The following is a 25,057-nucleotide window of genomic DNA, read 5'->3' as shown; positions in this document are numbered from 1 at the left end:
AAACCAATATTTCGTCAATAATAGTGCTACTGACTGCATGAAAGAATGCTACCTGTGGAAAATTTTTGTTAAGACTAATTATTCCTTTACTGTTGGTTTAATCCAGAGCACTGACTTCTCTAATTTCACTTACGTCACATCAACCTTTTCTACGTTATAGCTGAATGCGTGGTAAAAAAATTCCTGCGTTGTTCGCCAATGTGCACCTTTTTTTGCGCTCGAGTGATATTAATTATCAGGAATCGTATAGCGCCTGTTAAGCTAAACTAAAAATAATTTTTCTGGAAAATGAGCCTGCTAACAGTAATAAATATATCCGTACTTGATTCGTAGAATAAAAATCCTATAGTTACAGCAATCTGGCTGAAATATTAAAATCTACAGGTAGATTAGTGGCAACATATACATTATTTATTCCTACTCTGAGCGAAGTGATATGGCATCCGGTATTTTACGTAGATAAGGTGAATATCCATCTCAATCCCCAAATCGGTGCAGACTGGTATGTCCGTGGACAGCAAGCTTCTTATTTGTTTATCTGTCTGCTTTAACACCTGAAAGTGATGCCATACCGGGTATTACTTCATGAAGACAGCTTACGTTACGATCGAAGGATTGTAAGTGATGCTTGCACCAAGGAAAGGTCAGACCGTATTATTTTACTTCAGACGTCAAGATGCATTTAAGGAGCAGAGTTTTTTACGTGGGGAGACACTTTCAGCACCTCATCGCGAAATTTGCAACAGTAACGCGCATCGTGGGGCAGCGGTAAACGCGCAGATGATAACCGGACGCCAGGAGTATGCATTCTCAATGGTACTTGCCATCGAATGCCAGGGTCGTGTCTTAACACACACGAGTGTATATAACTGGCGAAAACGAACCAAAACACATCTTTTTTTTGCTAAGCAACTATACATATTCGCTGTTTAAACAAAAAATAGCAACAGGTAAACTGCAACTTATTGATGCTTGTCGATTTTTTACGCTTTCAATGTCTGGATACTGCTTGCATTCTATACACAATGCTTCAATTATTGTATAGTACCGCTTGTATGTAAGTGATTGGATGGTCTTTGACCGCCTGACCACTAAGTCTTATGACGGAAGCTTAATGGTCAGGTATTTTTTTTAGTATAGACAAAAAGGATAATAATAAAACTGTCCTAAAGGACAGGTGAGCCAGTTTGACTTTCGTTTATCTCAGATAAGCGCAGGACCCCTTCATCATTACAGCAAATCCAGTTTTGTCCGCACCACCTTACTTAAGGCGATACCGTGAGAAATACCGCTAAAAAGTGTGAACTGGAGTGAGGAAACATGAATGCACATAAATAAAAACCCCCTGTAAAAACAGAGGGTTGATTACAGTTTCACCTGTTCATGAAATCCCAGGAAGGGTTATCGGCTTATTCCCACTCAATGGTCGCAGGTGGCTTACCGCTGATGTCATACACCACGCGGGAAATACCGTTAACTTCGTTGATGATGCGATTAGACACGCGGCCTAAGAAGTCATACGGCAGATGTGCCCAGTGGGCGGTCATAAAGTCGATGGTTTCAACCGCACGCAGGGAGACAACCCAGTCGTATTTACGGCCATCGCCCATCACCCCTACGGAGCGAACCGGCAGGAACACGGTGAACGCCTGGCTCACTTTGTTATACAGATCAGCTTTGTGCAGCTCTTCAATGAAGATAGCATCCGCACGACGCAGCAGGTCGCAGTACTCTTTCTTCACTTCGCCCAGCACGCGAACGCCGAGTCCCGGGCCCGGGAACGGGTGACGGTAAAGCATGTCATACGGCAGGCCCAGCTCAAGGCCAATCTTACGCACTTCATCTTTAAACAGCTCACGCAGCGGTTCAACCAGGCCCATCTTCATCTCTTTCGGCAGTCCGCCCACGTTGTGGTGAGATTTGATAACGTGCGCTTTACCGGTGGCGGAAGCCGCGGATTCGATAACGTCCGGATAGATAGTGCCCTGCGCCAGCCATTTCACGTCTTCCAGCTTCAGCGCTTCTTCGTCGAACACTTCAACAAACACGCGGCCGATGATTTTACGTTTCGCTTCCGGATCGTTTTCCCCCGCCAGCGCGTCAAGGAAGCGCTTTTCGCCTTCCACGTGAACGATATTCAGACCAAAATGGTCGCCAAACATGTCCATAACCTGCTGGGCTTCGTTGAGACGCAGCAGTCCGTTGTCCACGAATACGCAGGTCAGATTTTTGCCGATAGCACGATGCAGCAGCATCGCGGTCACGGAAGAGTCAACGCCGCCGGACAGGCCGAGGATCACCTTATCATCGCCCACCTGCTGGCGAATACGCTCAATGGCATCGTCGATGATTTTTGCCGGCGTCCACAGGGCTTCACACTGGCAAATATCACGCACGAAGCGGTCCAGCATGCGCATCCCCTGGCGGGTATGCGTCACTTCCGGGTGGAATTGCACGCCGTAGAAGCGTTTTTCTTCGTTCGCCATGATGGCAAACGGGCAGCTTTCGGTGCTGGCAACGGTCACAAAGTCAGACGGGATAGCCGTTACTTTGTCGCCGTGGCTCATCCACACGTCCAGCAGCGGTTTGCCCTCTGCCGTCAGGGAGTCTTCGATGCCGCGCACCAGCGCGCTATCGGTAACCACCTCAACCTGCGCGTAACCAAACTCACGTTCGTTAGACCCTTCAACGTGACCGCCCAGCTGCATTGCCATGGTCTGCATGCCGTAGCACACGCCGAATACCGGAACACCTGCTTCGAATACGTACTGCGGCGCGCGCGGACTATTCTCTTCGGTGGTGCTTTCCGGGCCGCCGGAAAGAATAATACCGCTTGGGTTGAATTCGCGGATCTGTGCTTCCGTAACATCCCACGCCCACAGCTCACAGTAAACGCCCAGTTCGCGCACGCGACGCGCCACCAGTTGAGTGTACTGAGAACCAAAGTCCAGGATAAGAATGCGATGTTTATGAATGTTTTCCGTCATTGACGCTAATTCCGAGGCAAGTGAAACAGAGTAAAATAAATCGCCCGACGCAAGGTCGGGCGAAGAAAATCAGGAGCCCAGACGGTAGTTCGGGGACTCTTTAGTGATCGTCACGTCGTGAACGTGGCTCTCCTGGATACCCGCACCGCTGATACGTACAAATTCCGCTTTAGTACGCAACAGGTCGATAGTACCACAGCCAGTGAGGCCCATACATGAGCGCAGCCCGCCCATCTGCTGGTGAATGATCTCTTTCAGGCGGCCTTTATAGGCCACGCGGCCTTCGATACCTTCCGGGACCAGCTTGTCAGCTGCATTATCGGTCTGGAAGTAACGGTCGGAGGAACCTTTAGACATGGCGCCCAGAGAACCCATACCACGGTAAGATTTATAAGAACGGCCCTGGAACAACTCAATTTCACCCGGGGATTCTTCTGTACCGGCCAGCATCGAACCCACCATCACGGCAGCGGCGCCAGCGGCGATAGCTTTAGCGATATCGCCCGAGAAGCGGATACCGCCGTCAGCGATAACCGGAACACCGGTACCTTCCAGCGCTTCAACCGCGTCAGAAACGGCGGTGATCTGCGGAACGCCCACGCCGGTCACGATACGGGTGGTACAGATGGAGCCTGGGCCGATACCCACCTTCACCGCGCTGCAACCGGCGTCAGCCAGCGCGCGCGCGCCTGCGCCAGTCGCGACGTTACCGCCAACTATCTGCAGGTCAGGGTATTTCGCACGGGTATCACGAATGCGTTGCAGAACCCCTTCGGAGTGGCCGTGAGAGGAGTCAATGAGTAGCACGTCAACGCCTGCAGCAACCAGCGCGTCAACACGCTCTTCATTGCCCGCACCCGCGCCAACCGCTGCGCCGACGCGCAGACGGCCGTGCTCGTCTTTACAGGCGTTAGGTTTACGTTCTGCTTTCTGGAAATCTTTAACGGTAATCATGCCGCGCAGGTGGAAGCTGGCATCCACAACCAGCGCTTTCTCAACGCGTTTTTCGTGCATTTTAGCCAGTACCACCTCACGCGTTTCGCCTTCACGCACGGTAACCAGACGCTCTTTTGGCGTCATGTATACGCTGACAGGCTGGTTCAGGTCAGTCACAAAGCGCACGTCACGACCGGTGATAATCCCCACCAGCTCGTAATCTTCTGTCACCACCGGATAACCGGCAAAGCCGTTACGCTCGGTCAGGGCTTTCACTTCATGCAGGGTGGTGGTTGGCAGAACGGTCTGGGGGTCAGACACAATGCCGGATTCATGTTTTTTCACGCGGCGAACTTCTTCAGCCTGACGCTCAATAGACATGTTTTTATGAATAAAGCCAATGCCGCCTTCCTGTGCCAGGGCGATCGCCAGGCGCGCTTCAGTCACGGTGTCCATTGCCGCAGAGAGCATAGGAATGTTCAGGCGAATGGTCTTCGTTAACTGCGTGCTGAGATCGGCAGTATTCGGCAGAACGGTGGAGTGAGCGGGAACGAGGAGGACGTCGTCAAACGTCAGTGCTTCTTTAGCAATACGTAGCATGGGCAATATCTCTGACCTGGGTGGTTAAATATTGCCGTGGCATTATACAGAGCGTAACCGTTTGCATCTACACTTTTTTGAAAAAATGCTTGCGATTGCCTCCCAGCAGGTTACTATCGACTGAATAACTTGCTGATTTAGAATTTGATCCCGCTCACATGTTATCCTCTCAATCCCCCTCAATTTATACCGTTAGCCGCCTTAACCAAAGGGTGCGTTTGCTGCTTGAGCAGGAAATAGGACAGGTCTGGATCAGCGGTGAAATTTCCAACTTCACGCAACCGTCATCCGGACACTGGTACTTCACGCTGAAAGACGACACCGCTCAGGTGCGCTGTGCGATGTTCCGCAACAGCAATCGCCGCGTGACGTTTCGTCCTCAGCATGGTCAGCAGGTTCTGGTTCGCGCCACTATCACTCTGTACGAGCCGCGCGGCGATTATCAGATTATCGTTGAGAGCATGCAGCCTGCGGGCGAAGGTTTACTGCAGCAAAAGTACGAGCAGCTTAAAGCCCGGCTCTCAGAAGAGGGGTTGTTCGACCAGCAGGACAAAAAGCCGCTACCCTCACCTGCCCACTGTCTTGGGGTTGTCACTTCAAAAACCGGCGCGGCGCTGCATGATATTTTGCACGTGCTGAAGCGACGCGATCCTTCCCTGCCCGTTATCATTTACCCGACCGCCGTTCAGGGTGACGATGCACCTGGCCAGATTGTCCGTGCTATCGAACTGGCGAATGCGCGTCAGGAGTGCGACGTTTTAATCGTTGGGCGCGGCGGCGGTTCGCTCGAAGATCTCTGGAGCTTTAATGACGAGCGCGTAGCACGGGCGATTTTCGCAAGCCGGATCCCGGTGGTGAGCGCCGTTGGGCACGAAACGGACGTGACGATTGCGGATTTTGTCGCAGACTTACGCGCCCCGACGCCCTCTGCCGCGGCGGAAGTGGTGAGCCGTAATCAGCTGGAATTACTGCGCCAGATCCAGAACGGTCAGCAGCGTCTGGAAATGGCAATGGATTATTACCTTGCCAACGGTACCCGCCGGTTTACTCAGCTTTATCATCGCCTGCAACAACAGCATCCGCAATTACGCCTGGCGCGCCAGCAAACCGTACTGGAGCGACTGCGTCAACGCATGAACCTTGCGCTGGATAACCAGCTCAAGCGCGTGGTATCTCGTCAACAGCGCCTCACCCAGCACCTTAACCAGCAAAACCCGCAGCCGAAAATCTATCGTGCGCAAACGCGTATCCAGCAGCTGGAGTATCGTCTGGCGGACAATATCCGCGCGCGGCTCAGCGCTACCCGCGAGCGCTTTGGTAATGCCGTCACCCATCTGGAGGCGGTCAGCCCCCTCTCCACGCTGGCGCGCGGCTATAGCGTCACCACCGCCACCGATGGCAAAGTGCTGAAACAAACGAAGCAGGTGAAAGCCGGTGATGTCCTGACCACCCGACTGTCTGACGGCTGGGTAGAGAGCGAAGTAAAACAGATTAAACCGGCGAAAAAAACGCGTCAGCGCAAAACCGGATAATTCCTCGCCGGTTACAAACTATACTCCTGCTATTCCCTTTTTTAATAAGGAGAGCAGCATGCCCCATCTTAACAGCGTCATTCCCCCGTATATTCTTCGTCGTATTATTGAAAGCGGTTCTGAGCCGCAGCAGCGCTGCGCCCGGCAGACGTTAACCCATGTGCAGGCGCTGATGGCGCATATGCCGGGTAAACCCGCCGCGCCGCATGTGAACAGAGCCGGTCAGCTGGAGCGCGATATTTACGATGCAAAACAGGCCCAGGAGCTGCCGGGTACGCAGGTGCGTTATGAAGGCCAGCCGTCCAACGGCGATGTAGCGGTGGATGAAGCCTACGAGTATTTAGGTATTACCCACGATTTCTTCTGGAAAAATTATCAGCGTGATTCACTCGATAATAAGGGCCTGATTCTGACCGGTACCGTTCATTACGGACGGGAGTATCAAAACGCCTTCTGGAATGGTCAGCAGATGGTCTTTGGCGATGGCGACGGGGAGATATTTAACCGCTTCACCCTTGCCATAGACGTAGTGGCACATGAACTCAGCCACGGCGTCACCGAGACCGAAGCCGGGCTTATTTACTTTGAGCAAGCGGGCGCGCTGAACGAGTCCCTCTCAGACGTGTTTGGCTCGCTGGTTAAACAGTATCATCTTAAGCAGACGGTCGATAAAGCAGACTGGTTGATTGGTGAAGGGCTCCTGGCTGAAGGCATAAACGGTAAAGGGTTGCGCTCTATGTCGGCTCCCGGCACCGCCTATGACGATCCTCTGCTCGGTAAAGATCCCCAGCCGGGCCATATGAAGAATTTTATCAAAACCCGGGAGGATAACGGCGGCGTGCATCTCAACTCCGGCATTCCTAATCGCGCGTTTTACCTTGCCGCGACCGCCGTTGGCGGCTATGCCTGGGAAAAAGTGGGTTATGCCTGGTACGACACGGTTTGCGATCGCACGCTGGCACAAGATGCCGACTTCGACGCCTTTGCAAAACTGACGATTGCACATGGGGAAAAACGCGCCGGCAGCGAGGTTGCGGCGGCCATCAGGCAAGCGTGGGAACAAGTAGGAGTGTTGTAAATGCAGATCCCGGAACTAACGGATGACGCCGTGGTTGAGCTGGCCCGGGAAGGCGGCGTCGCCTTTATTCCAAAGCTGAGCGGCCAGCGTACCATCACGCTCTCCTCTCTTAACGACGCGCAGCGCCAGCGCGTGGTAAGCATACTGGAACAGGCTCTTCCGCGCGGACAACCGCCCGGTCAGGCCTCGTCAGCGGGAAGGGGCGATCAGCGCTATTTTCGCATTCAGATCTTCTGGAGCCAGCACAATCAGGCGCAATACGCTGATATAATTGTGCTGGTGCCTGAACAGGAAGCACCGGAATCGCTGATTGAACTGTGGCAAAAGGGCGAAGGCTGCGTGTGCGATTAATCTCCGGCCCTGACGAACTCCACGCGTTTCTTCGAGATGAGTCCGTGGCCGTTCTGGCAGAAATAATCCACCGCACCACAAGCTTTCAGCACCTGGAGCGGCGTATGGCATTCCGGGCAGCGCGCGTCTAATGGGATCTCTTTATTGCAGTTATCGCAGTGCGCTATCCCATTTTGTGGCGCCAGTTCCGCGTGGCAATCCGGGCAGGTTATCGACATGCTTACTCCTGTAAGGTGTGGCCGGGAGAGAAAATCTGTCCCGGCATTTTAAGCGAAAAATCAGGCCTCAGCGGCCGGTTTTGTCTGGGTATTTTCCAGCATGCGGCGCACCGGAACAATCAGTACGATCAGTACAGCCGCACAGATAACCAGGGCGATGGAACAATGCGCGAAGAGATCCGGCAGCATGTCCAACTGGTCAGCCTTCACGTGGCCGCCAATCAGGCCTGCGGCCAGGTTACCCAGTGCGCTGGCGCAGAACCACAGACCCATCATCTGACCACGCATTCTTTCCGGAGCCAGCAGCGTCATGGTCGCCAGCCCAATCGGGCTGAGGCACAACTCACCCAGCGTCAGCATTAAAATACTGCCCACCAGCCAGAACGGAGACACGCCAGCACCGCCGTTGCTCAATACGTTCTGCGCCGCCAGCATCATCAGGCCAAAGCCCGCCGCCGCACAAAGAATACCGATAACAAACTTAGTGATGCTGCTCGGACGAATATTGTTGCTGGCAAGCTTTGGCCATGCCCAGCTAAACACCGGTGCCAGCAGGATAATAAACAGGGCGTTAATCGACTGGAACCACACCGCCGGGATTTCAAAATCCCCGATCATACGATCAGTGTAGTCGTTGGCAAACAGGTTAAACGAGGTCGGTTTTTGCTCAAACGCGGACCAGAAGAACGCCGCAGAAACCAACAGAATAAAGCAAACCAGCAGTCTGGCGCGCTCTTTGCGATTCAGACCGGCAAAAAGGAACAGATAGATGAAGTAAAGCGCAACGGACGCCGCGATCACGTATACCAGCGTACTGGCAACCGCAACCGGGTTAATCACAATCACGCCCTGCGCAATCAGCGTAACAATCACCACACCGCCCACCGCCAGCGTGATCAACCCTGCGCCCACGCCGTTACGCTTCACCACCGGGCTATTCCAGGTCGAGTCCAGCCCGACTTCACGGTCGTAGCGTTTCATCGACGGAACGGCAAACGCGCGGAAGATGATTAACGCCACCAGCATGCCGATTCCGCCAATACCAAAGCCCCAGTGCCAGCCGTGAGATTTTATCAGCCAGCCGGAGATCAGAGGGGCGATGAACGACCCCATGTTGATGCCCATATAAAACAGCGAGAAACCGCCGTCGCGACGCGCATCGCCTTTTTTGTAGAGCGTGCCCACCATTACCGAGATACAGGTCTTAAACAGACCCGAACCGAGTACGATAAACATCAGGCCGATAAAGAACAGGTTATCGCCCATAAAGGCAGAGAGCGCGATTGACAGATGGCCGAGTGCAATCAGAATCGAACCGTACCAGACGGCGCGCTGCTGGCCGAGCCAGTTATCCGCCAGCCAGCCGCCCGGCAGCGCGGCCAGATACATGGTTCCGGCAAAGATACCCACGATTGCCGAGGCATTTTCACGCGCCAGCCCCATCCCGCCGTCATAAACGGTGGCTGCCATAAACAGGATCAGTAATGGACGAATGCCGTAAAACGAGAAGCGTTCCCACATCTCGGTGAAAAACAGCGACCCGAGCGGATAGGGATGGCCGAAGAAAGTTCGGCTTTCTTTTTGATTAACAGAGGATTGCATAATTCTCCCGAAAAGGTATGTCGTCGTGCTTGCTAACACCAGTATGTACGCCGAACGGTTACGTCTCCGATCGATTTTTTACATACGGCGAAAAGTTGGTTAACCATTTGATAACCCGGTGCTCATTTTATCCAGAACCGAACCCGGGACTTTAAGGTGAAAACTCGATGGCTGTCTAGTTTCTTAGATTTAAACAGGGTTGGAAGGGAAGAGTGATTGACATCACACAGAGAAAGCAGGCGCCATGATGCAGGTTGACCCGCGATTGATTAAACATGCCCCGAGAGTCAGTCGTATACCTTTCGGTAACTTACACTGTGCTTGTTTATACATAGTGAAATAGTTATCCTCTACGCGATCAGGATAAAGCTCCAGCTTTTCAGTTGAGATGTAATTCATCAGATTTGTGACGGTATATTTGAGGCTTTCGGCCAGCGGGCCGAATATCCCTGAAAGCATCAGGAAAAATGTGATTGCCAAAAACACCAGCAGGTGTAACGACCACTTAGCCGGGCGCGACATCGCAACTCCCTGACGTATTACCGATCACCGTTACTTCACCATAAGCCCACAGTTTATTCCCCTGTAAAATACGGTGACGGTGGGCTTTTAGTAACGCTGCACGAACCACATAAAAATCACGCGAAAGTAAGAAAGTAATACAGCCTTCACTGATGCCAGAACCATCTGGCCGGGGGATGCAAACGGAAATGGCCGCGCTGATAGTGATGGCGTGCATCTACATCAAAATTCATATAGTCATCTACGAGCTTACCGATAACAGGAACGGTAACTTAGCCCGTTTTTTAAAGCAGGTACTGAGCACTTAGTATTAGGCAGCCATAGCGAATTATCCCCCGCTTAGTACCGGGGTTATATTTAAGGGTACGAAAGCTCCGTCAGAACCACGGTTTGCTGGCTTTTATCAACGGCTAATGACATCACCAGTGCGTCCATTGCTCACCAAAACTATCAGTAGCCTCGTAAATAAAGCCTTTCTCTTTGAGGTAACTGCGAAGTGTTTCAGCGTCACGCGTATGATGAAATGTGATGAACTCATTTCTGGCGAAGCGCCATCCTGTGAACGATATTCTAAGTCATACACCTCACTGATTCTCGGGGCGTGTTTAATCAAATCGCTGGTGAAAAGCCAACAGTGAATACCGTAATGCCAATGACGACAGCCAGGATAATGTAAATCGTATTACGTAAAAATCTCATTATTCTAGTCCGTCCAAAAACCGAAACTGACCCCGTTTTTGATTAATGGTCTTGCGATTTTACTGGCCGTATCAGTAAACCGGTCAATCTGCTTCATCCAGTGCGATATTTGCCATAATAAGGCATGTATCGAATGCAGGGGTCATCAGGATCAGGGAAGAGCAAAGGCAGGAAAAAATTATTTTTATTCCGACCAACAGAGCCGTAAAAGTCCCAGCGACGCTGCGCTTTCTCTTTCGGGTCGATGCTTAACAAATCAAGGTAATTCATGGGACGGACAACCGAGTAAAACCCCAACAGATCAGAAACCAGATCTTCAGCACTAAAACCGCTGTCTGTTATCCAGCTAAAACGTGTCTGCCAGTGCTCAAACAGTGACGCAGTATGCATCATCCTCGCCAGAGCGGAACTGGTTGAGCAAAAGTCGAATATCTGTACCTCTGGCATGACCGAGATCAAGCCATCCCAGCTCTTTTGTATAGATAAGACCACTACCTTTGGCTGACAACGTCGCGCCATTCTTTCCGGTCACGTCAATGCGTTTGCTCATAACATCTCCCTGTCGTTCGGTTTCAACGGTCACTTTATCATCAGCAAATGCTCTACCAATGTTGCGTTTCCCGCGAAACACAGCAAAGGTCAGTAGGCACACCCTAATTATGCGTTTTCATACGTCGTTATGATAGCCACTGATAACAAATAAGCCCGACACAATGCGGGCTTCAGGGTTTTTCGATAGCAGATGATTTTTAGTGATTCATCATTTGCTTTTCTTAATGTGCTTAATCAAACGCTTACGCTTACGCATCTGGTTTGGGGTCAGCGTATTACGCTTGTTGGCGAACGGGTTCTCCCCCTCCTTAAACTGAATGCGGATAGGCGTACCCATCACGTCCAGCGATTTTCGGAAGTAGTTCATGAGATAGCGCTTGTAGGAGTCCGGCAGGTCTTTAACCTGGTTGCCATGAATGACCACGATAGGCGGGTTATACCCCCCGGCGTGGGCATATTTGAGCTTCACGCGACGGCCACGCACCAGCGGCGGCTGGTGGTCTTCTGCAGCCATGGTCATAATGCGGGTTAGCATAGCGGTACTTTGACGACGCGTGGAGCTGTCATAGGCTTCACGAACGGACTCGAACAGATTACCCACGCCGCTGCCGTGCAGGGCAGAAATAAAGTGCACGCGTGCAAAGTCGATAAAGCCCAGGCGGAAGTCCAGGGTCTCTTTCACCTGCTCTTTGACTTCATTGCTCAGGCCATCCCACTTGTTGACGACGATAACCAGTGAGCGCCCACTATTGAGGATAAAACCAAGCAGGGAGAGATCCTGATCGGAGATGCCTTCACGAGCATCGATAACCAGCAGGACCACGTTGGCATCTTCGATCGCTTGCAGAGTTTTGATAACCGAGAACTTTTCCACCACATCGGTGATTTTCCCACGTTTGCGCACGCCCGCGGTGTCGATGAGGACAAACTCACGCTCATCGCGCTGCATAGGGATATAGATGCTGTCGCGGGTCGTGCCCGGCATGTCATACACAACCACGCGTTCTTCACCAAGTATACGGTTAGTAAGCGTTGACTTACCTACGTTTGGACGCCCTACGATCGCCAGTTTAATCGGTAAATCCTGCGGGTTGAAGGTGTCTTCAGGCTCTTCTTCGCCTTCAACGCCCTCTTCAAACTGCGCCCAATATTCAGCATCTTCGTCCACTTCTTCCGGCGGGTTCACCTCATCAACCCACGGCAGCAGTACGGTTTCCAGCAGGCTGGTGACGCCGCGACCGTGCGAAGCGGCAATGGGGTAAATTTCACCCAGGCCCAGAGACCAGAAATCCGCGACCGCCTGATCGGCATCAATACCGTCAGTTTTGTTCGCCACGAGGAAGGTGGGCTTTTCACGCGCGCGCAGATGCTTAGCAATCGCCGAGTCCGCAGGCATCAGGCCTGCGCGGGCATCAACCATAAACAGCACCACGTCTGCTTCTTCGATAGCCAGCAGCGACTGTTCCGCCATACGCGTTTCCACGCCGTCTTCCGTACCATCAATACCGCCGGTATCAATACAGATGAACTCGCGTCCTTCCACCTCTGCACGACCGTACTTACGGTCACGCGTCAGCCCCGGGAAATCCGCAACCAGCGCATCTCGGGTGCGTGTTAAACGGTTAAAAAGAGTGGATTTTCCAACGTTAGGGCGCCCGACAAGCGCGACCACAGGTACCATGTTTGAAGCCTCATAAAATTCAAAATAACGTCGCTTTTGCGGCGTTTTTAAAAATGTCAAAACGGCTCCTGAGTGAACAGCAGCCGTTTAGTATACTACAACCGCCCGGTAATTAACGCGCGATCGCGTACAGCGTGCCGTCTTTTGCCTGAATCAGCAGTTTACCGTCAGCAATAACCGGGTCCGTCAGGAAGCCGGAGCTATCGACTTTTTGCTGCGCCGTGAAGCGGCCCGTCTCAGGATCAACCCAGTGCATATACCCTTCGCTATCACCCACCACCAGGCTACCGCTGAACAGCGCTGGCGCTGTCAGCAGGCGGTGCAGCAGATCGCTTTGCGTCCACAGCGTTACGCCACCTTCAGTGCTCAGTGCCAGCAGACGGTCGTTCTGATCAACCATGTAGATGCGGTTGCCATCAACAATGAAATCATTGACCGAGCCCAGCTCACGTTTCCACATGATCTGGCCGCTGCGCAGGTCCAGCGCAGTCAGGTTGCCGTTATAGGCCAGGGCATAAACCACACCATCCACAATCACCGGGGTAGTATCGACGTCACTCAGGCGGTCAATTTCAGTTGAACCGGTCGCCTGAGAAATACGTTGCTGCCAAATCATCTGGCCTTGTTCCATCAGTACCGCACTCACGCGACCGTTGTCACCGCCAACAATAGCAGCGCCATATGCGGTAGCCGGGGCGGATTCACCGCGCAGAGAAAGAGAGGGCATATCAAGGTTAACCGTCCATTTCACTAGACCGTCCGCTTCGTTTAGCGCCTGTAGCTGGCCGTTGCTGGTATGAATCAACACAACGCCATCGCTTACCACTGGACGAGACAGCGCTTCACCGGCAACGCGGGTTTGCCAGGCGATAGAGCCATCGCTGGTGTTCAGGGCATAAACCTGCGCTTTTTCGCTACCCACATACACGTGGCCACCGGCAACGGTCAGACCACCAGACAGCAGTGCAGGTTTACGGGAAAACCAGCCGTCTTTCTCTGCCAGATTTACCGACCACACCTCTTTTCCGTCATCAGCGTTGAGCGCTTTGACGGTACCTTTCCGGTCAGCCGCATAGACAACGCTGTCAGCAAATGCCGGATGCAGGTTGGAATAGAAATCATCAATCCCACTTCCTACTGACGTTCTCCACGCGGTTGACGGGGTAAACTGGTTTTCAACAGTTGGCAGCGGGGACATTTTTACAACATCTTCTTCGCCACTGAACAGTGAACAGCCACTCAATAACGTAACGGAAAGCAGTCCTGGCAGAAGTAATTTACGCAATTGCATCGGGTCCCTCTCAGACGGACAAATTATTTATTTTCATCTGCATCATTTCGCTCAGCGCAGGTGAAGCATTGCTATCGATACCAGCTTGCCAGGCTTTGCGCGCGCCCGCTTTGTCACCTTTGCTCAGTAGTGCTTCACCGCGCAGATCGGCAACAATGGCTGTAAAGCCTTCGCCTTTGATGGTATCGAGGGTCTTCAACGCTTCATCAGTTTTTTTCTGCTGAACCTGGATACGTGCCAGACGCAGATTGATGACCGCTTTCAGATTTTCATCGCTGGCAGCCGCGAGACCCTGCGACAATTGTGCAGCCGCTTTATCCAGTTCGTTCTTATCAACGTACTGCTGAGCGATTTCCAGTGCGGCCAGCGCACCGTAGGTGTTTTTATTATCAGCGGCGAATTTCTCCGCAGCCGCCAGCGTTTGCGGCTGATCGGCACGAATTGCGCCGATGGTCGTTTCATACGCCAGCGACGAGTCTCGCGCGGTATCAGCCTGGTGACTGTTCCAGTAACGCCAGCCAATCAGCGCGCCGACGCCCAAAATAACCCCCACAACCAGGGCCTTACCGTTTTCAATAAAGAATCGTTTGATCGCATCGACCTGGTCGTGTTCGTTCTCGTAAATTTCCACGCAGTCCTTCTCCTTAGCCCAATAAAGTGCGCAAATGCGCCGCAACGCCATCCTGCGTTACCGTAGTTTGCTCACCAGAGCGCAGGTCTTTCACTACCACTTCGCCGTTAGCCACTTCGGACTCACCCAGCACCAGTGCAATACTTGCGCCCCACTTATCGGCGCGAGCAAACTGTTTTTTAAAGTTGCCGCCGCCATGGTTAGTCATCAGTTTAACCTCCGGCAGTGCATCACGCACGCGTTCAGCAAGCTGCATCGCCGCAGACTGCGTATCCGCACCTGAGGCCACCAGGTATATATCGACAACGGAATCTGCTTTAAATTCCGGATTAACTGCCTGAACCAGCAAAACAAGCCGTTCAAGTCCCATCGCAAAGCCAACGGCTGGCGCTGCGCGACCACCCAGTTGTTCAACCAGGCCATCATAACGCCCGCCAGCACACACGGTGCCCTGGGAACCAAGGCTGGTGGTTACCCACTCAAACACGGTACGGTTGTAGTAGTCCAGCCCGCGCACCAGACGCTGGTTAACGGTATAGGCAATGCCCGCGGCTTCAAGCAGCGTGCACAGTCCGGCAAAGTGTTCACGAGACTCTTCATCAAGATAATCACCTAGCGCAGGCGCATCGTTCAAGAGCGCCTGTACATCAGGGTTTTTGGAGTCAAGGACGCGTAGCGGATTACTGTACATACGACGTTTGCAGTCTTCGTCCAGCTTCTCTTTATGCTGTTCCAGGAATGCCACCAGCGCATCGCGGTAATTGGCACGCGCTTGCAGAGAACCGATTGAGTTCAGCTCAAGCGAAACGTGCTCAGCAATACCCAGCGCACGCCACCAGCGTGCCGTCAGCATAATCAGTTCGGCATCAATGTCTGGACCTTGCAGGCCAAACGCTTCCACACCCAACTGGTTGAACTGACGGTAACGGCCTTTTTGCGGACGTTCGTGGCGGAACATCGGGCCGATATACCACAGACGCTGCTCCTGATTGTACAGGAGACCATGTTCGATGCCGGCGCGTACACAGCCCGCCGTACCTTCCGGACGCAGGGTCAGGCTGTCGCCATTGCGGTCTTCAAAGGTATACATCTCTTTTTCAACCACGTCGGTCACTTCGCCGATTGCGCGTTTGAATAACGGGGTCTGCTCTACAATCGGCAAACGGATTTCGCTGTAACCGTAGCTGCCGAGCACCTGCTTTAGCGTGCCTTCAATGCGCTGCCAGATGGCGGTTTCGCCAGGCAGATAATCGTTCATGCCGCGGATGGCTTGAATATTTTTTGCCACGTTTATTCTCTTTCTATATACAAAAAAAACCCAAAGAATGGGTTCAATCATACATGGGAAGCTCGCGGCTTCCCATCACGTTATTTTTCAACCTGCTGAACGCTAATACGCTGCGTCTCATCCAGCATACTGGCTTTAGCACGAATACGGGCTTCAAGCTGGTCGATCATGTCATTATTATCGAGGCGATCCTTGCGCACGCCATCTTCATACAGCCCGCTTTTCTTATTGCCGCCGGTCACACCCAGGGTTGAGACCAGCGCTTCACCCGGGCCATTCACCACGCAGCCTATAATGGACACGTCCATTGGGGTGATGATGTCTTCCAGACGTTGCTCCAGCGCATTCACCGTACCGATCACGTCAAACTCCTGACGCGAACAGGTCGGGCAGGCAATAAAGTTGATCCCGCGAGCGCGGATTCGCAGTGATTTCAGAATATCGAATCCGACTTTGATCTCTTCTACCGGATCGGCCGCCAGCGAGACGCGCAACGTATCGCCAATACCTTCTGAAAGCAGCAAGCCCAGGCCAATCGCCGATTTAACCGAGCCGCTTCGCAGCCCGCCCGCCTCGGTGATCCCAAGGTGCAGAGGCTGATCAATCTGTTTTGCCAGCAGGCGATAAGACTCAACGGCCAGGAAGACATCAGACGCTTTTACGCTCACCTTGAACCGATCGAAGTTGAGACGATCCAGATGATCGACATGGCGCATAGCGGATTCAAGCAGCGCCTGCGGCGTCGGCTCACCGTATTTTTCCTGCAGATCTTTTTCCAGAGAACCGGCGTTGACGCCGATACGAATAGGAATGTTTTTGTCGCGCGCGCAGTCCACAACCGTGCGGATGCGCTCCTCACTGCCGATATTACCCGGATTAATGCGCAGGCAATCCACGCCGTACTCGGCCACTTTCAGTGCGATGCGGTAGTCGAAGTGGATATCCGCAACCAGCGGAACGCTGACCTGCTGTTTGATAAGCTTAAACGCCTCAGCGGCGTCCATGGTCGGCACGGAAACGCGCACGATATCCGCGCCTACACGCTCTAATGCTTTGATTTGATTGACCGTTGCTTCCACGTCGGTGGTGCGCGTGTTGGTCATTGACTGAACGGCGACAGGCGCCCCATCGCCGACTGGCACATTCCCAACGTAAATCCGTTTCGATTTTCTACGTTGAATCGGAGCCTGGTTATGCATGAAAAATCTCCCGCGTTGCCCGTCTGTTACTGTGCTGCTGATTGTTCGGCACTCACGGTAAGACGCGCAACCTGGTTAGTTCTGATAAATCGGCTCAGGTCGACAGGTTTTCCTTGATACTGGATCTGAACCGCTGCCGGTGCGCCGATTTTAAGTTTATAAGGTGCCTGACCGGTTAGGTTTAACGTGCCATCTTTACGCTGCAGGCCGCTGAATAGCTTTTTGCCCGTTGCGTCAGTGACTTCCAACCAGCAGTCGGCGTTGAAGTTCATCACCAGCGCGTTAGGATCCGCCGCTGGAGTCGTTGTGCCTGCCGGATCGGTGGGCAGAGAGGCTACAGCGTTGTCCGCTGGCGCGTTCAGCACATTGGCCTGTGAAGGCGAAACAACCGCATTCTGGTCCTGTGTCTGCGGCGCTGGCGCGTTAGCCGTGGCATCAGGGGTCTGTGATGGCTCTGTTGCCGGGACATCCGCTGTTGCCGTCTGTGCGTCGCCTGAGGTGGCTGCACCGTCGGTGGCGAGCGGCAGGCTCTGGGCGTTATCACTTCCGGCCTGGTTCAGCTCCGCGGAAGATTGATCGGCCATAGTGGTGATCTCTTCCTGCTGCGCCTTGTGGTTTTGCCACCACCATGCGCCCGTCAGGCCGACCACCACAAACAGCACCAGCCAGGTAATACTCATCAGCCAGCCGTCGCGTTTTTTACGACGTTTGCCCAGAGAGAAGGTCTGCATCGGCGCAACTTTTGCTGCACGGACCGGGGCCTGCTTCTCCATCATTGGCAGTAATTCTTCTTCGGGGATATGCACCAGCTTTGCGTAAGAGCGGATATAACCGCGCAAAAATGTTGAAGCCAGATCGGCAGGCGCCTTATCTTCTTCAATATCGCGAACCGTGGAAACTTTCAGGCACAAGCGTTCTGCAACGGCTTGCTGGCTGAGTCCGAGTTGTTCACGGGCGTTGCGAAGACGAACGCCAGTGGAGAGTGCTTCATTTTGGTCGTGAGTGGCTTCAGTATTCATTCGCTACAACTACTGGTACGTGAAAAAAAGGGTTCAGGCGCCGGTGAGTCACAATGCCACCCGCACCGCGAAACTTCTGGTCAGTTTACCTGGAAGAGCCATTATAAGACTGTCAGCCCGGAGATGACAGTGCAGCCCTGCCCGTGAGGCTAAACTGTTGTTAGGTCGTTACATACTGCCCGAAAGTCGCAGGAAACGCACCGTAATTATTTATCAAACATTACGAATCTGGCTGATTATTCACTAAGATTATGCACTCACGGCGCAAATAATGCGCCGTGAGTGCATAATTATCAAACAGCTTTGACTGCAATCGTTTCGCCCTGCATGCGTTTACGCAGGGTTCGTTTCGTCCGGTCAATAACATCGCCCGCCAGCTGTCCGCATGCCGCATCAATATCGTCACCACGGGTTTTACGCACGATAGTGGTGAAACCGTACTCCATCAGTACTTTGGAGAAGCGATCGATTCGGCTGTTGGAGCTGCGCCCATAAGGTGCTCCCGGGAACGGGTTCCATGGGATGAGATTGATCTTGCACGGCGTATCTTTCAGCAGCTCGGCCAGCTCATGCGCATGTTCGGTACCGTCGTTAACGTGATCCAGCATGACATACTCGATGGTCACACGGCCCTGGTTGGCATTGGATTTCTCGAGGTAGCGGCGCACGCCTGCGAGGAAGGTTTCGATATTGTACTTTTTGTTGATAGGGACTATTTCGTCACGGATGGCATCATTTGGCGCATGCAGGGAGATGGCCAGCGCAACGTCAATCATGTCGCCCAGCTTATCCAGCGCAGGCACAACACCTGAGGTAGAGAGGGTTACACGGCGCTTGGACAGGCCAAAACCGAAGTCGTCGAGCATGATTTCCATCGCCGGAACCACGTTGGTCAGGTTCAGCAGCGGTTCACCCATTCCCATCATTACCACGTTGGTGATTGGGCGGGTCCCGGTCACTTTTGCAGCGCCCACGATTTTCGCCGCACGCCAGACCTGACCGATAATTTCAGAGACGCGCAGGTTACGGTTAAAACCTTGCTGAGCGGTAGAACAGAATTTGCACTCCAGCGCACACCCCACCTGAGATGAGACGCACAGCGTGGCGCGATCCTCTTCCGGAATATAGACGGTTTCAACGCGCTGATCGCCAACGGCAATCGCCCATTTGATGGTGCCATCTGAAGAACGCTGCTCTTCCACCACTTCCGGTGCGCGGATTTCAGCCACGTCTTTGAGCTTATTGCGCAGCACTTTATTGATGTCAGTCATGTCATCAAAATCGTCGCTGCAATAATGGTACATCCATTTCATGACCTGATCGGCACGAAACGGCTTTTCGCCCATCTCTTTGAAAAACTCGCGCATCTGCTGACGGTTCAGATCCAACAGGTTAATTTTTCCATTTTTATTTGGAACCGCAGGAATGGCGACTTCGGAGGTATTCACTAATTCAGACATAATTTTATCCGGCCTCGTTGTTACACGTTATGGCCCGTGGAGGGTTGAAAAGAAACGCCCCGGAAAGCGGTATGCTCATCCGGGGCGTAACATTGTACAAAGTCTGGCGCAGGGATGCCACGTCTGGACGTAGCATTTACGAAAATAATATGTAAACGAAACCGCTAAATTAACGGGTACGCGGGCACACTTCGCCTTCTGCGAAGAAGAAAGCGATTTCACGAGCGGCCGATTCAACAGAGTCGGAACCGTGGGTGCCGTTCTCGGTGAAGCTGTCTGCGTAGTCAGCGCGCAGAGTGCCTGCCAGCGCGTTATCCGGGTTGGTTGCCCCCAGCAGATCGCGGTGACGCTGTACCGCATTTTCGCCTTCCAGCACGGAGACGACGATCGGGCCAGAAGTCATGAACTCGACCAGACCGTCAAAGAACGGGCGGCCTTCGTGCTCAGCGTAGAAACCGCGAGCCTGTTCAACGCTCAGGTGCAGCATTTTAGTGCCAACGATCTTAAACCCTGCAGATTCAAAGCGAGCAAAGATGCTGCCAATAACGTTTTTTGCCACCGCGTTTGGTTTGATGATGGAAAAAGTACGTTCAATAGCCATGATAACCTCTGTCAAATGTCTGTTATTTTGCATACCTGAGTATGGTGTGGCGCGGATTATAATGAGCAATGGGGCCATTGCCTATGGTTCGACATAACATTTTTTTAAAATAAGGCGAAGATTAGCAACAGCCAGGGTTTCTCATACCGTGCGCGTGGCGCAGACACAGCGAACACTGCTTTTCTTGCGGTTTTAAACGACCAGAACGCACGCTGGCATGAGACACAGGTCGCCGCATACGTCTGGCGGGCCGTTATCTGTGCCGGCGCGTCCTTCTGTATCACCTCTAGCGCGTTGTGCTGACATACCGCCTCGCAGCCGCCGCAACCCGTGCAGCGCGCAGCCTCAACGATAAACGTTCCCTTTTCAAAGCGAATCGCGCTTTCAGCACAGCTTCGCCAGCAGGCGCCGCACAGGTCGCACTTTTGCGGGCTGAGAACAGTATCCGACTGGCTGAAGCCGGGGAAAGCCATGCGAAGCTGGCGCGGGCCTGGCACCACGGAACATACCGTCACCCCTTTCTGCGGCACGTGAATAAGCGAACGGCGGGCGAGGTTAATCTCATTATTGCGCCGGGGCGTAAACGTCCAGCCTGGCTCACCCCGTCGGCGAAGCACCAGATTAAGCCCGGCAAGCGCCACCATCCATTCAGCGTGCCGTTCCGCGTCGATACTGACAGCGCGCACGCCGTATTGTGCGTGCCACAGCAGCAGTTCAGCCACCGTCGGTCCTTTGCCGTTAAAGGGGCCAATTAGCGTGTCGCCGCAGAGAGAGCGTTTTGGCGCAGTCACACCGACAATGGCCTCTGCGGGACAAACAAAGAGGCAATCTCCGCATTTGATACAGCGGCTTTCATCCACCGAGAGGCCTGTACCAGTGATTGAGAACACCTGAGCAGGACAGGCGTCCACACAGGCGCGACAGGCGGCGCGGCGAAAGCGGCGACGGACGCATTTTTGCGTCACGTCCATCGCCGGGGTGAAGGTTAAACCAACCATCAGCCAATACTGAAGAAGACGAAGCGCAGCATCAGTTCGCCAATAATCAGCAACGCGCTCCCCGTAAACAGCGTGCCACGCGCGCCTTTCAGGCCACCGACAGCGAAGAACAACATTCCCAGAACGGACACGCCCCCGCTCAGGATATGCATAACCCGGAGCTGCTCCAGCATCTGCAACGGCGCATGCGGGAAGGTGACGACGGTGTGGTCAAGCGCGTTAATGTCTGCCAGCCAGACGGGCTGCATCACCAGACGTATCAGCACCAGCAGCGTGACAATGGCGACAGCCGCTTGAACCCTGCCCCGGCTTCGTGCCCCCGGGGTTACGCAGGCCGAACCGATAATACCAACCGAGCCGATAAACAGCACCAGCGTGTTGATATGCTGCCAGGTGACTACGGACGTGTGAATGTAAATTTGCGCCATGCAGAACACATCCACCAGCCCGACAATACCCGCGATAACCAATAGCAGCGTCCAGCCAGGCTTTTTCGCCAACACCAGCAACGTCGCAAGACCCAGCGCCGCGAGATACAGACTGGCGAAGATAATCTCACGGCTCAGCCAGGAGCTGGAAACGTGGCGCAGCGCGTTCAGGGCATTAAGCGGGTAACCCATGTGCAGCGCCGAAGCGAGAAGCCCAACCGCGGCGAGTAGAAACGCCCCGGCGGCGGTAAACAGTACCTGACGTTGCGGGGCCTGCCTCCCTGCAAAGGCCAGCCACAGCGTAATGCCCACCGAACCCTGCAGGAAAAGGGTAAAAATTAGCAGCGGTAATTCATGCATGACGGCTACCCTCTTTCTCAGCACCCTGATGCGCTTTGATCGCCAGATTCGGTTGGGTTATCGATGAATCAGGCAAGCCTTTCACATCGCATACCGCACCGTATTTCGCCCGCAGTTCATCAATTGGACCGAATTTAATCGCCTCCAGAGGGCAGGTTGCTACGCAGACCGGCTGTTCTCCTCTGGCCTGCAGGTCTACGCAAAAATCACATTTCGACATCTGTCCGGTTTGCGCATTAAGCTGAGGAGCGCCGTAAGGGCACGACCATGCGCAGTAACCGCAGCCGACACACTTATCCGTGTCGACGCGAACAATGCCGTCCCCAGGCCGCTTGTGCATGGCGGTGGTCGGGCAGTTTTTGGTACAGATGGGGTCCGCGCAATGGTTACAGGAGATTGACAGCGTGTAGGCAAAAACGTTGTTATTCACACCGCCCTGCCCGGTTGGAATGAAACTCCCGCCGTTAACTTCATACACCCGGCGGTAACGTCGCCCGACATCCAGATTGTTTTTATCTTTGCACGCCACCTGGCAGGCTTTACAGCCCGAGCAGCGTGAAGAGTCGATATAAAAGCCCAGCTGTTTTTCGCTCACTGGCGCATAATGTTTGAACTGACTCATGCTTTTGCCACCTCCACCAGCATGGTTTGATGTGAATTCCCTTTCGCCAGCGCGGTAATGCGGGCTGAACTGAGCACGTTCGCACAGCCGCCCTTATCCACGCCCTGCTCGTCCGGTTGCCACCAGGCGCCCGCCTGCATTGCCACCACGCCCGGAATAATGCGCGGTGTCACTTCGGCCGGGATTTCGCATACCCCGCGCGCATTGTGGATACGTACGGCATCGCCCTGGGTAATGCCACGCTTTTGCGCGTCCTGGGGGTTAATCCACAGCTTTTGCTGCTGCGCCTCAATTAGCCACGGGTTGGCATATTGCGTAGAGTTAGCACGGTTTTTACCTTTCCAGGTGATCAACTGTAGCGGGAAGCTCTTCGCCAGTTCATCCTCTGGCCCTTCATGGGCAGGTACATAGTGCGACAGGGCCGGGATCTCCGGATGACGCATGTCGTACAGGCGCTGAGAAAAGATCTCGATTTTCCCGGACGGTGTCGGGAACGGATGATTTTGCGGATCGCGGATATTGTCCTCAAAGGCAACAAACGGCGCGCTTTTGAACAGATGCTGACGCGTCTTTTGCAGTGTGGCGAAGTCGGGTAAGTTTTCTTCCGGCATCGCCAGCCGCGTCTGCTCCCAGATATGCTCAATCCAGGCCTGCTCGTCGCGCCCCTCGCTGAACGCTTGCTCAATACCCAGCTTAGCGGCGACGTCCCGCAGCCAGTCATAGTCTGAACGACGTTCGAATTCTGGCTCAATCAGCTTTTCAGATAAGATAAGATAATTTGCCGTTCCCCATGTTTCACCGATGTTCCAGCGTTCCATAAAGCTGGTTTCCGGCAGCAGAAGATCGGCGTAGCGAGCACTCGGGGTCATGAACAGATCGCTTGCGACAATAAACTGAATTTTCGACTCATCTTCCAGAATGCGCGTCGCCTGGTGCAGATCGGGATTCTGGTTCGCCAGATAATTACCCGCCAGCGAGAACAGGATGCGAATATTAGTGTCCAGCGTCCCGGCATCCTTCAGCCCCATTTCCGGCGTCACCTTTGAGGCATCATCAGCGGCCTGTACCCAGTTCATCACCGATATTTTGGCTCTCACCGCGTTTTCAGGCATCTGCGGGCCTACGGCGAATTTGCGGTTAGCCGCCCCGCCATAGCCTGCCGCCCAGCCCCCTTTCACCCCGACGTTACCGGTGAGCGTAGCGAGTAACGTAGAGCCGCGCGCGGTGCGTTCGCCGCAGTTATGACGCTGCGGGCCCCAGCCCTGGATCAATGCGGCAGGTTTCGTCGTCGCATAGTCGCGCGCCAGCTGGCGGATCGTCTGCGCGGGCACGTGGGTGATGTTCTCTGCCCACTCTGGCGTCTTCGCCACACCATCCTTAGCGCCATTGAGATAGGCGAACAAGGATTCATTCGCCGGAACGCCAGCTGGCATGGACGCTTCGTCAAAGCCAAGGGTAAAGCGTTCGATAAACTCGCGATCGTGCAGATTTTCCGTGACGATCACGTACATCATGGCATCCATCAGCGCGTTATCGGTGGTTGGTAGTAACGGGATCCACTGGTTGGCAAGGGATGCAACCGTATCCGAATAGCGCGGATCAACCACAATAAAGCGGGTGCCGCTTTGCTTCATCTTCTGGAAGAAGTAGTTGCTGTGGCCGAAAATGGTTTCGGTTGGATTGTGCCCCCACAGGATCACCAGTTTGGTCTCCAGCAAGGTATCCAGGGAACTGCCGCTCGCGGCGGTGCCGTAGGTATAAGGGGTTGCTGCGGCCGTGTTGCCCATACTCACCGAGTGATAACTTTCAAGATAGCCGCCGGTTAAGTTGAGCAGCCGACGAACCATTTTGTCACCGGAAAAAGTCCCACCAGAAACGGCCGTGCCTACGTGGACATAACGTGATGCGGCACCGTATTTTTGCGTTATCGTTTTTAATTGAGTGGCAATAAGCGTGGTGGCTTCGTCCCAGGAAATACGTTCAAATTTTCCCTCGCCACGTTTCCCCACGCGTTTCATGGGATATTTCAAACGATCGGGATGATAAACAAATTTTCTGTACGCACGTCCCCGCACGCAGGCGCGCATAACAGGCATGTGTGGATCCAGTTCGTTATCAGGACGCGTAGATATTCGGGTAACGACGCCGTCGGTTACGTGAGCACGGATGTCACATTTACCACCGCAGTCAAAGGTACTGCAGGTTTGAACCACTTTTTCATCGTGGTAAGCCTCTGGGGCGTCTGCCCCATCCGGCTTTGCTTTTGCCGTGCTCACGACAAACGGAAGGGCGGCAAGAGCTGTTCCTGCCTGGATAAAACGCCGTCGTGAAACGCCAGGGATGAAGCCCTCTTCCCTGAATTTGTCTTTTTTCATTGCTCGTTCCTTAAATAAAAAGCGCAT

At 53.6% G+C, this 25,057-nt stretch carries 21 protein-coding genes and 1 pseudogene; 3 read left to right on the top strand and 19 right to left on the bottom strand.

What is annotated here, in order from left to right:
- Window positions 1-1,409: 1,409 nt before the first annotated feature.
- A complete protein-coding gene (gene guaA, locus NL510_RS06905) occupies window positions 1,410-2,987 on the bottom strand; it encodes a glutamine-hydrolyzing GMP synthase (RefSeq protein WP_253382786.1) in 1,578 nt (525 codons plus the stop codon).
- A gap of 69 nt (window positions 2,988-3,056) precedes the next feature.
- Window positions 3,057-4,523, bottom strand: a complete 1,467-nt coding sequence (gene guaB, locus NL510_RS06900; protein ID WP_253382784.1) for an IMP dehydrogenase — start codon at window positions 4,521-4,523, stop codon at window positions 3,057-3,059.
- A gap of 158 nt (window positions 4,524-4,681) precedes the next feature.
- Between guaB and xseA the strand changes: the two genes are divergently transcribed.
- From xseA to NL510_RS06885, 3 genes are read left to right on the top strand one after another with little or no spacing between them, the layout of a single operon-like run.
- Entirely contained in the window at window positions 4,682-6,055 is a 1,374-nt protein-coding gene (xseA, locus tag NL510_RS06895; RefSeq protein WP_253382776.1) for an exodeoxyribonuclease VII large subunit, read from the top strand.
- A gap of 58 nt (window positions 6,056-6,113) precedes the next feature.
- Window positions 6,114-7,133: a M4 family metallopeptidase gene (locus NL510_RS06890; protein ID WP_253382774.1), complete on the top strand. Its 1,020-nt coding sequence runs from the start codon at window positions 6,114-6,116 to the stop codon at window positions 7,131-7,133.
- Window positions 7,134-7,484, top strand: a complete 351-nt coding sequence (locus NL510_RS06885) for a protealysin inhibitor emfourin (RefSeq protein ID WP_253382766.1) — start codon at window positions 7,134-7,136, stop codon at window positions 7,482-7,484.
- On the opposite strand, the gene NL510_RS06880 is transcribed toward NL510_RS06885, so the two are convergent.
- The 17 genes and pseudogenes from NL510_RS06880 to NL510_RS06800 form a co-directional block, all read right to left on the bottom strand.
- Window positions 7,481-7,702, bottom strand: a complete 222-nt coding sequence (locus NL510_RS06880) for a zinc ribbon domain-containing protein (RefSeq protein WP_253382758.1) — start codon at window positions 7,700-7,702, stop codon at window positions 7,481-7,483. The two genes, NL510_RS06885 and NL510_RS06880, sit on opposite strands and share 4 nt — an antisense overlap.
- A gap of 60 nt (window positions 7,703-7,762) precedes the next feature.
- Complete coding sequence (locus NL510_RS06875) at window positions 7,763-9,304, bottom strand: peptide MFS transporter (protein ID WP_253382756.1); 1,542 nt, start codon at window positions 9,302-9,304, stop codon at window positions 7,763-7,765.
- A gap of 222 nt (window positions 9,305-9,526) precedes the next feature.
- Entirely contained in the window at window positions 9,527-9,826 is a 300-nt protein-coding gene (locus tag NL510_RS06870) for a hypothetical protein (RefSeq protein WP_253382753.1), read from the bottom strand.
- A 792-nt stretch (window positions 9,827-10,618) separates the two neighbouring features.
- The gene (locus NL510_RS06865) at window positions 10,619-10,918 is read right to left on the bottom strand and encodes a hypothetical protein (protein ID WP_253382751.1); all 300 of its coding nucleotides are present in this window, start codon (window positions 10,916-10,918) and stop codon (window positions 10,619-10,621) included.
- Complete coding sequence (locus NL510_RS06860) at window positions 10,893-11,075, bottom strand: hypothetical protein (RefSeq protein WP_253382749.1); 183 nt, start codon at window positions 11,073-11,075, stop codon at window positions 10,893-10,895. Before NL510_RS06860 ends, NL510_RS06865 begins: the two co-directional genes overlap by 26 nt.
- Window positions 11,076-11,285: 210 nt before the next feature.
- Complete coding sequence (gene der / locus NL510_RS06855; protein ID WP_253382746.1) at window positions 11,286-12,758, bottom strand: ribosome biogenesis GTPase Der; 1,473 nt, start codon at window positions 12,756-12,758, stop codon at window positions 11,286-11,288.
- Between the two features lie 112 nt (window positions 12,759-12,870).
- The gene (gene bamB, locus NL510_RS06850) at window positions 12,871-14,049 is read right to left on the bottom strand and encodes an outer membrane protein assembly factor BamB (protein WP_253382744.1); all 1,179 of its coding nucleotides are present in this window, start codon (window positions 14,047-14,049) and stop codon (window positions 12,871-12,873) included.
- Between the two features lie 10 nt (window positions 14,050-14,059).
- On the bottom strand, window positions 14,060-14,680 hold the full coding sequence (locus NL510_RS06845) for a YfgM family protein (protein ID WP_253382742.1): 621 nt from the start codon (window positions 14,678-14,680) through the stop codon (window positions 14,060-14,062).
- Window positions 14,681-14,693: 13 nt separating this feature from the next.
- Window positions 14,694-15,968 carry a histidine--tRNA ligase gene (hisS, locus tag NL510_RS06840; RefSeq protein WP_253382740.1) on the bottom strand — a complete coding sequence of 425 codons (1,275 nt, stop codon included), beginning with the start codon at window positions 15,966-15,968 and terminating at the stop codon, window positions 14,694-14,696.
- An 80-nt stretch (window positions 15,969-16,048) separates the two neighbouring features.
- Window positions 16,049-17,167: a flavodoxin-dependent (E)-4-hydroxy-3-methylbut-2-enyl-diphosphate synthase gene (ispG, locus tag NL510_RS06835; protein ID WP_253382738.1), complete on the bottom strand. Its 1,119-nt coding sequence runs from the start codon at window positions 17,165-17,167 to the stop codon at window positions 16,049-16,051.
- A 26-nt stretch (window positions 17,168-17,193) separates the two neighbouring features.
- Window positions 17,194-18,186, bottom strand: coding sequence for a cytoskeleton protein RodZ (gene rodZ / locus NL510_RS06830; protein ID WP_253382736.1), 993 nt, complete (start codon window positions 18,184-18,186; stop codon window positions 17,194-17,196).
- A 293-nt stretch (window positions 18,187-18,479) separates the two neighbouring features.
- Window positions 18,480-19,646, bottom strand: coding sequence for a dual-specificity RNA methyltransferase RlmN (gene rlmN, locus NL510_RS06825; RefSeq protein ID WP_253382728.1), 1,167 nt, complete (start codon window positions 19,644-19,646; stop codon window positions 18,480-18,482).
- Window positions 19,647-19,815: 169 nt separating this feature from the next.
- Complete coding sequence (gene ndk / locus NL510_RS06820; protein WP_014071336.1) at window positions 19,816-20,247, bottom strand: nucleoside-diphosphate kinase; 432 nt, start codon at window positions 20,245-20,247, stop codon at window positions 19,816-19,818.
- A gap of 121 nt (window positions 20,248-20,368) precedes the next feature.
- A pseudogene (locus NL510_RS06815) lies at window positions 20,369-21,245 on the bottom strand (4Fe-4S dicluster domain-containing protein).
- Window positions 21,245-22,033, bottom strand: coding sequence for a dimethyl sulfoxide reductase anchor subunit family protein (locus NL510_RS06810; RefSeq protein WP_253382721.1), 789 nt, complete (start codon window positions 22,031-22,033; stop codon window positions 21,245-21,247). The pseudogene NL510_RS06815 and the gene NL510_RS06810 overlap by 1 nt, the downstream one beginning before the upstream one ends.
- Entirely contained in the window at window positions 22,026-22,655 is a 630-nt protein-coding gene (locus NL510_RS06805; protein ID WP_253382719.1) for a DMSO/selenate family reductase complex B subunit, read from the bottom strand. Before NL510_RS06805 ends, NL510_RS06810 begins: the two co-directional genes overlap by 8 nt.
- Window positions 22,652-25,030: a DMSO/selenate family reductase complex A subunit gene (locus NL510_RS06800; RefSeq protein WP_253382717.1), complete on the bottom strand. Its 2,379-nt coding sequence runs from the start codon at window positions 25,028-25,030 to the stop codon at window positions 22,652-22,654. The genes NL510_RS06805 and NL510_RS06800 overlap by 4 nt, the downstream gene beginning before the upstream one ends.
- Window positions 25,031-25,057 lie beyond the last annotated feature (27 nt).

It is taken from the genome of unidentified bacterial endosymbiont (assembly GCF_918797525.1).
Classification (GTDB): domain Bacteria; phylum Pseudomonadota; class Gammaproteobacteria; order Enterobacterales; family Enterobacteriaceae; genus Enterobacter.
The sequence above is the reverse complement of the archived record's forward strand: the minus strand, read 5'-3'. Positions and strand labels throughout refer to the sequence as shown.

What these genes read in the sequence shown, in the direction of transcription:
- guaA (WP_253382786.1), bottom strand. Translation starts at nt 2,987, where the DNA reads ATGACGGAAAACATTCATAAACATCGCATTCTTATCCTGGACTTTGGT.
- guaB (WP_253382784.1), bottom strand. Translation starts at nt 4,523, where the DNA reads ATGCTACGTATTGCTAAAGAAGCACTGACGTTTGACGACGTCCTCCTC.
- xseA (WP_253382776.1), top strand. Translation starts at nt 4,682, where the DNA reads ATGTTATCCTCTCAATCCCCCTCAATTTATACCGTTAGCCGCCTTAAC.
- NL510_RS06890 (WP_253382774.1), top strand. Translation starts at nt 6,114, where the DNA reads ATGCCCCATCTTAACAGCGTCATTCCCCCGTATATTCTTCGTCGTATT.
- NL510_RS06885 (WP_253382766.1), top strand. Translation starts at nt 7,134, where the DNA reads ATGCAGATCCCGGAACTAACGGATGACGCCGTGGTTGAGCTGGCCCGG.
- NL510_RS06880 (WP_253382758.1), bottom strand. Translation starts at nt 7,702, where the DNA reads ATGTCGATAACCTGCCCGGATTGCCACGCGGAACTGGCGCCACAAAAT.
- NL510_RS06875 (WP_253382756.1), bottom strand. Translation starts at nt 9,304, where the DNA reads ATGCAATCCTCTGTTAATCAAAAAGAAAGCCGAACTTTCTTCGGCCAT.
- NL510_RS06870 (WP_253382753.1), bottom strand. Translation starts at nt 9,826, where the DNA reads ATGTCGCGCCCGGCTAAGTGGTCGTTACACCTGCTGGTGTTTTTGGCA.
- NL510_RS06865 (WP_253382751.1), bottom strand. Translation starts at nt 10,918, where the DNA reads ATGATGCATACTGCGTCACTGTTTGAGCACTGGCAGACACGTTTTAGC.
- NL510_RS06860 (WP_253382749.1), bottom strand. Translation starts at nt 11,075, where the DNA reads ATGAGCAAACGCATTGACGTGACCGGAAAGAATGGCGCGACGTTGTCA.
- der (WP_253382746.1), bottom strand. Translation starts at nt 12,758, where the DNA reads ATGGTACCTGTGGTCGCGCTTGTCGGGCGCCCTAACGTTGGAAAATCC.
- bamB (WP_253382744.1), bottom strand. Translation starts at nt 14,049, where the DNA reads ATGCAATTGCGTAAATTACTTCTGCCAGGACTGCTTTCCGTTACGTTA.
- ispG (WP_253382738.1), bottom strand. Translation starts at nt 17,167, where the DNA reads ATGCATAACCAGGCTCCGATTCAACGTAGAAAATCGAAACGGATTTAC.
- rodZ (WP_253382736.1), bottom strand. Translation starts at nt 18,186, where the DNA reads ATGAATACTGAAGCCACTCACGACCAAAATGAAGCACTCTCCACTGGC.
- rlmN (WP_253382728.1), bottom strand. Translation starts at nt 19,646, where the DNA reads ATGTCTGAATTAGTGAATACCTCCGAAGTCGCCATTCCTGCGGTTCCA.
- ndk (WP_014071336.1), bottom strand. Translation starts at nt 20,247, where the DNA reads ATGGCTATTGAACGTACTTTTTCCATCATCAAACCAAACGCGGTGGCA.
- NL510_RS06810 (WP_253382721.1), bottom strand. Translation starts at nt 22,033, where the DNA reads ATGCATGAATTACCGCTGCTAATTTTTACCCTTTTCCTGCAGGGTTCG.
- NL510_RS06805 (WP_253382719.1), bottom strand. Translation starts at nt 22,655, where the DNA reads ATGAGTCAGTTCAAACATTATGCGCCAGTGAGCGAAAAACAGCTGGGC.
- NL510_RS06800 (WP_253382717.1), bottom strand. Translation starts at nt 25,030, where the DNA reads ATGAAAAAAGACAAATTCAGGGAAGAGGGCTTCATCCCTGGCGTTTCA.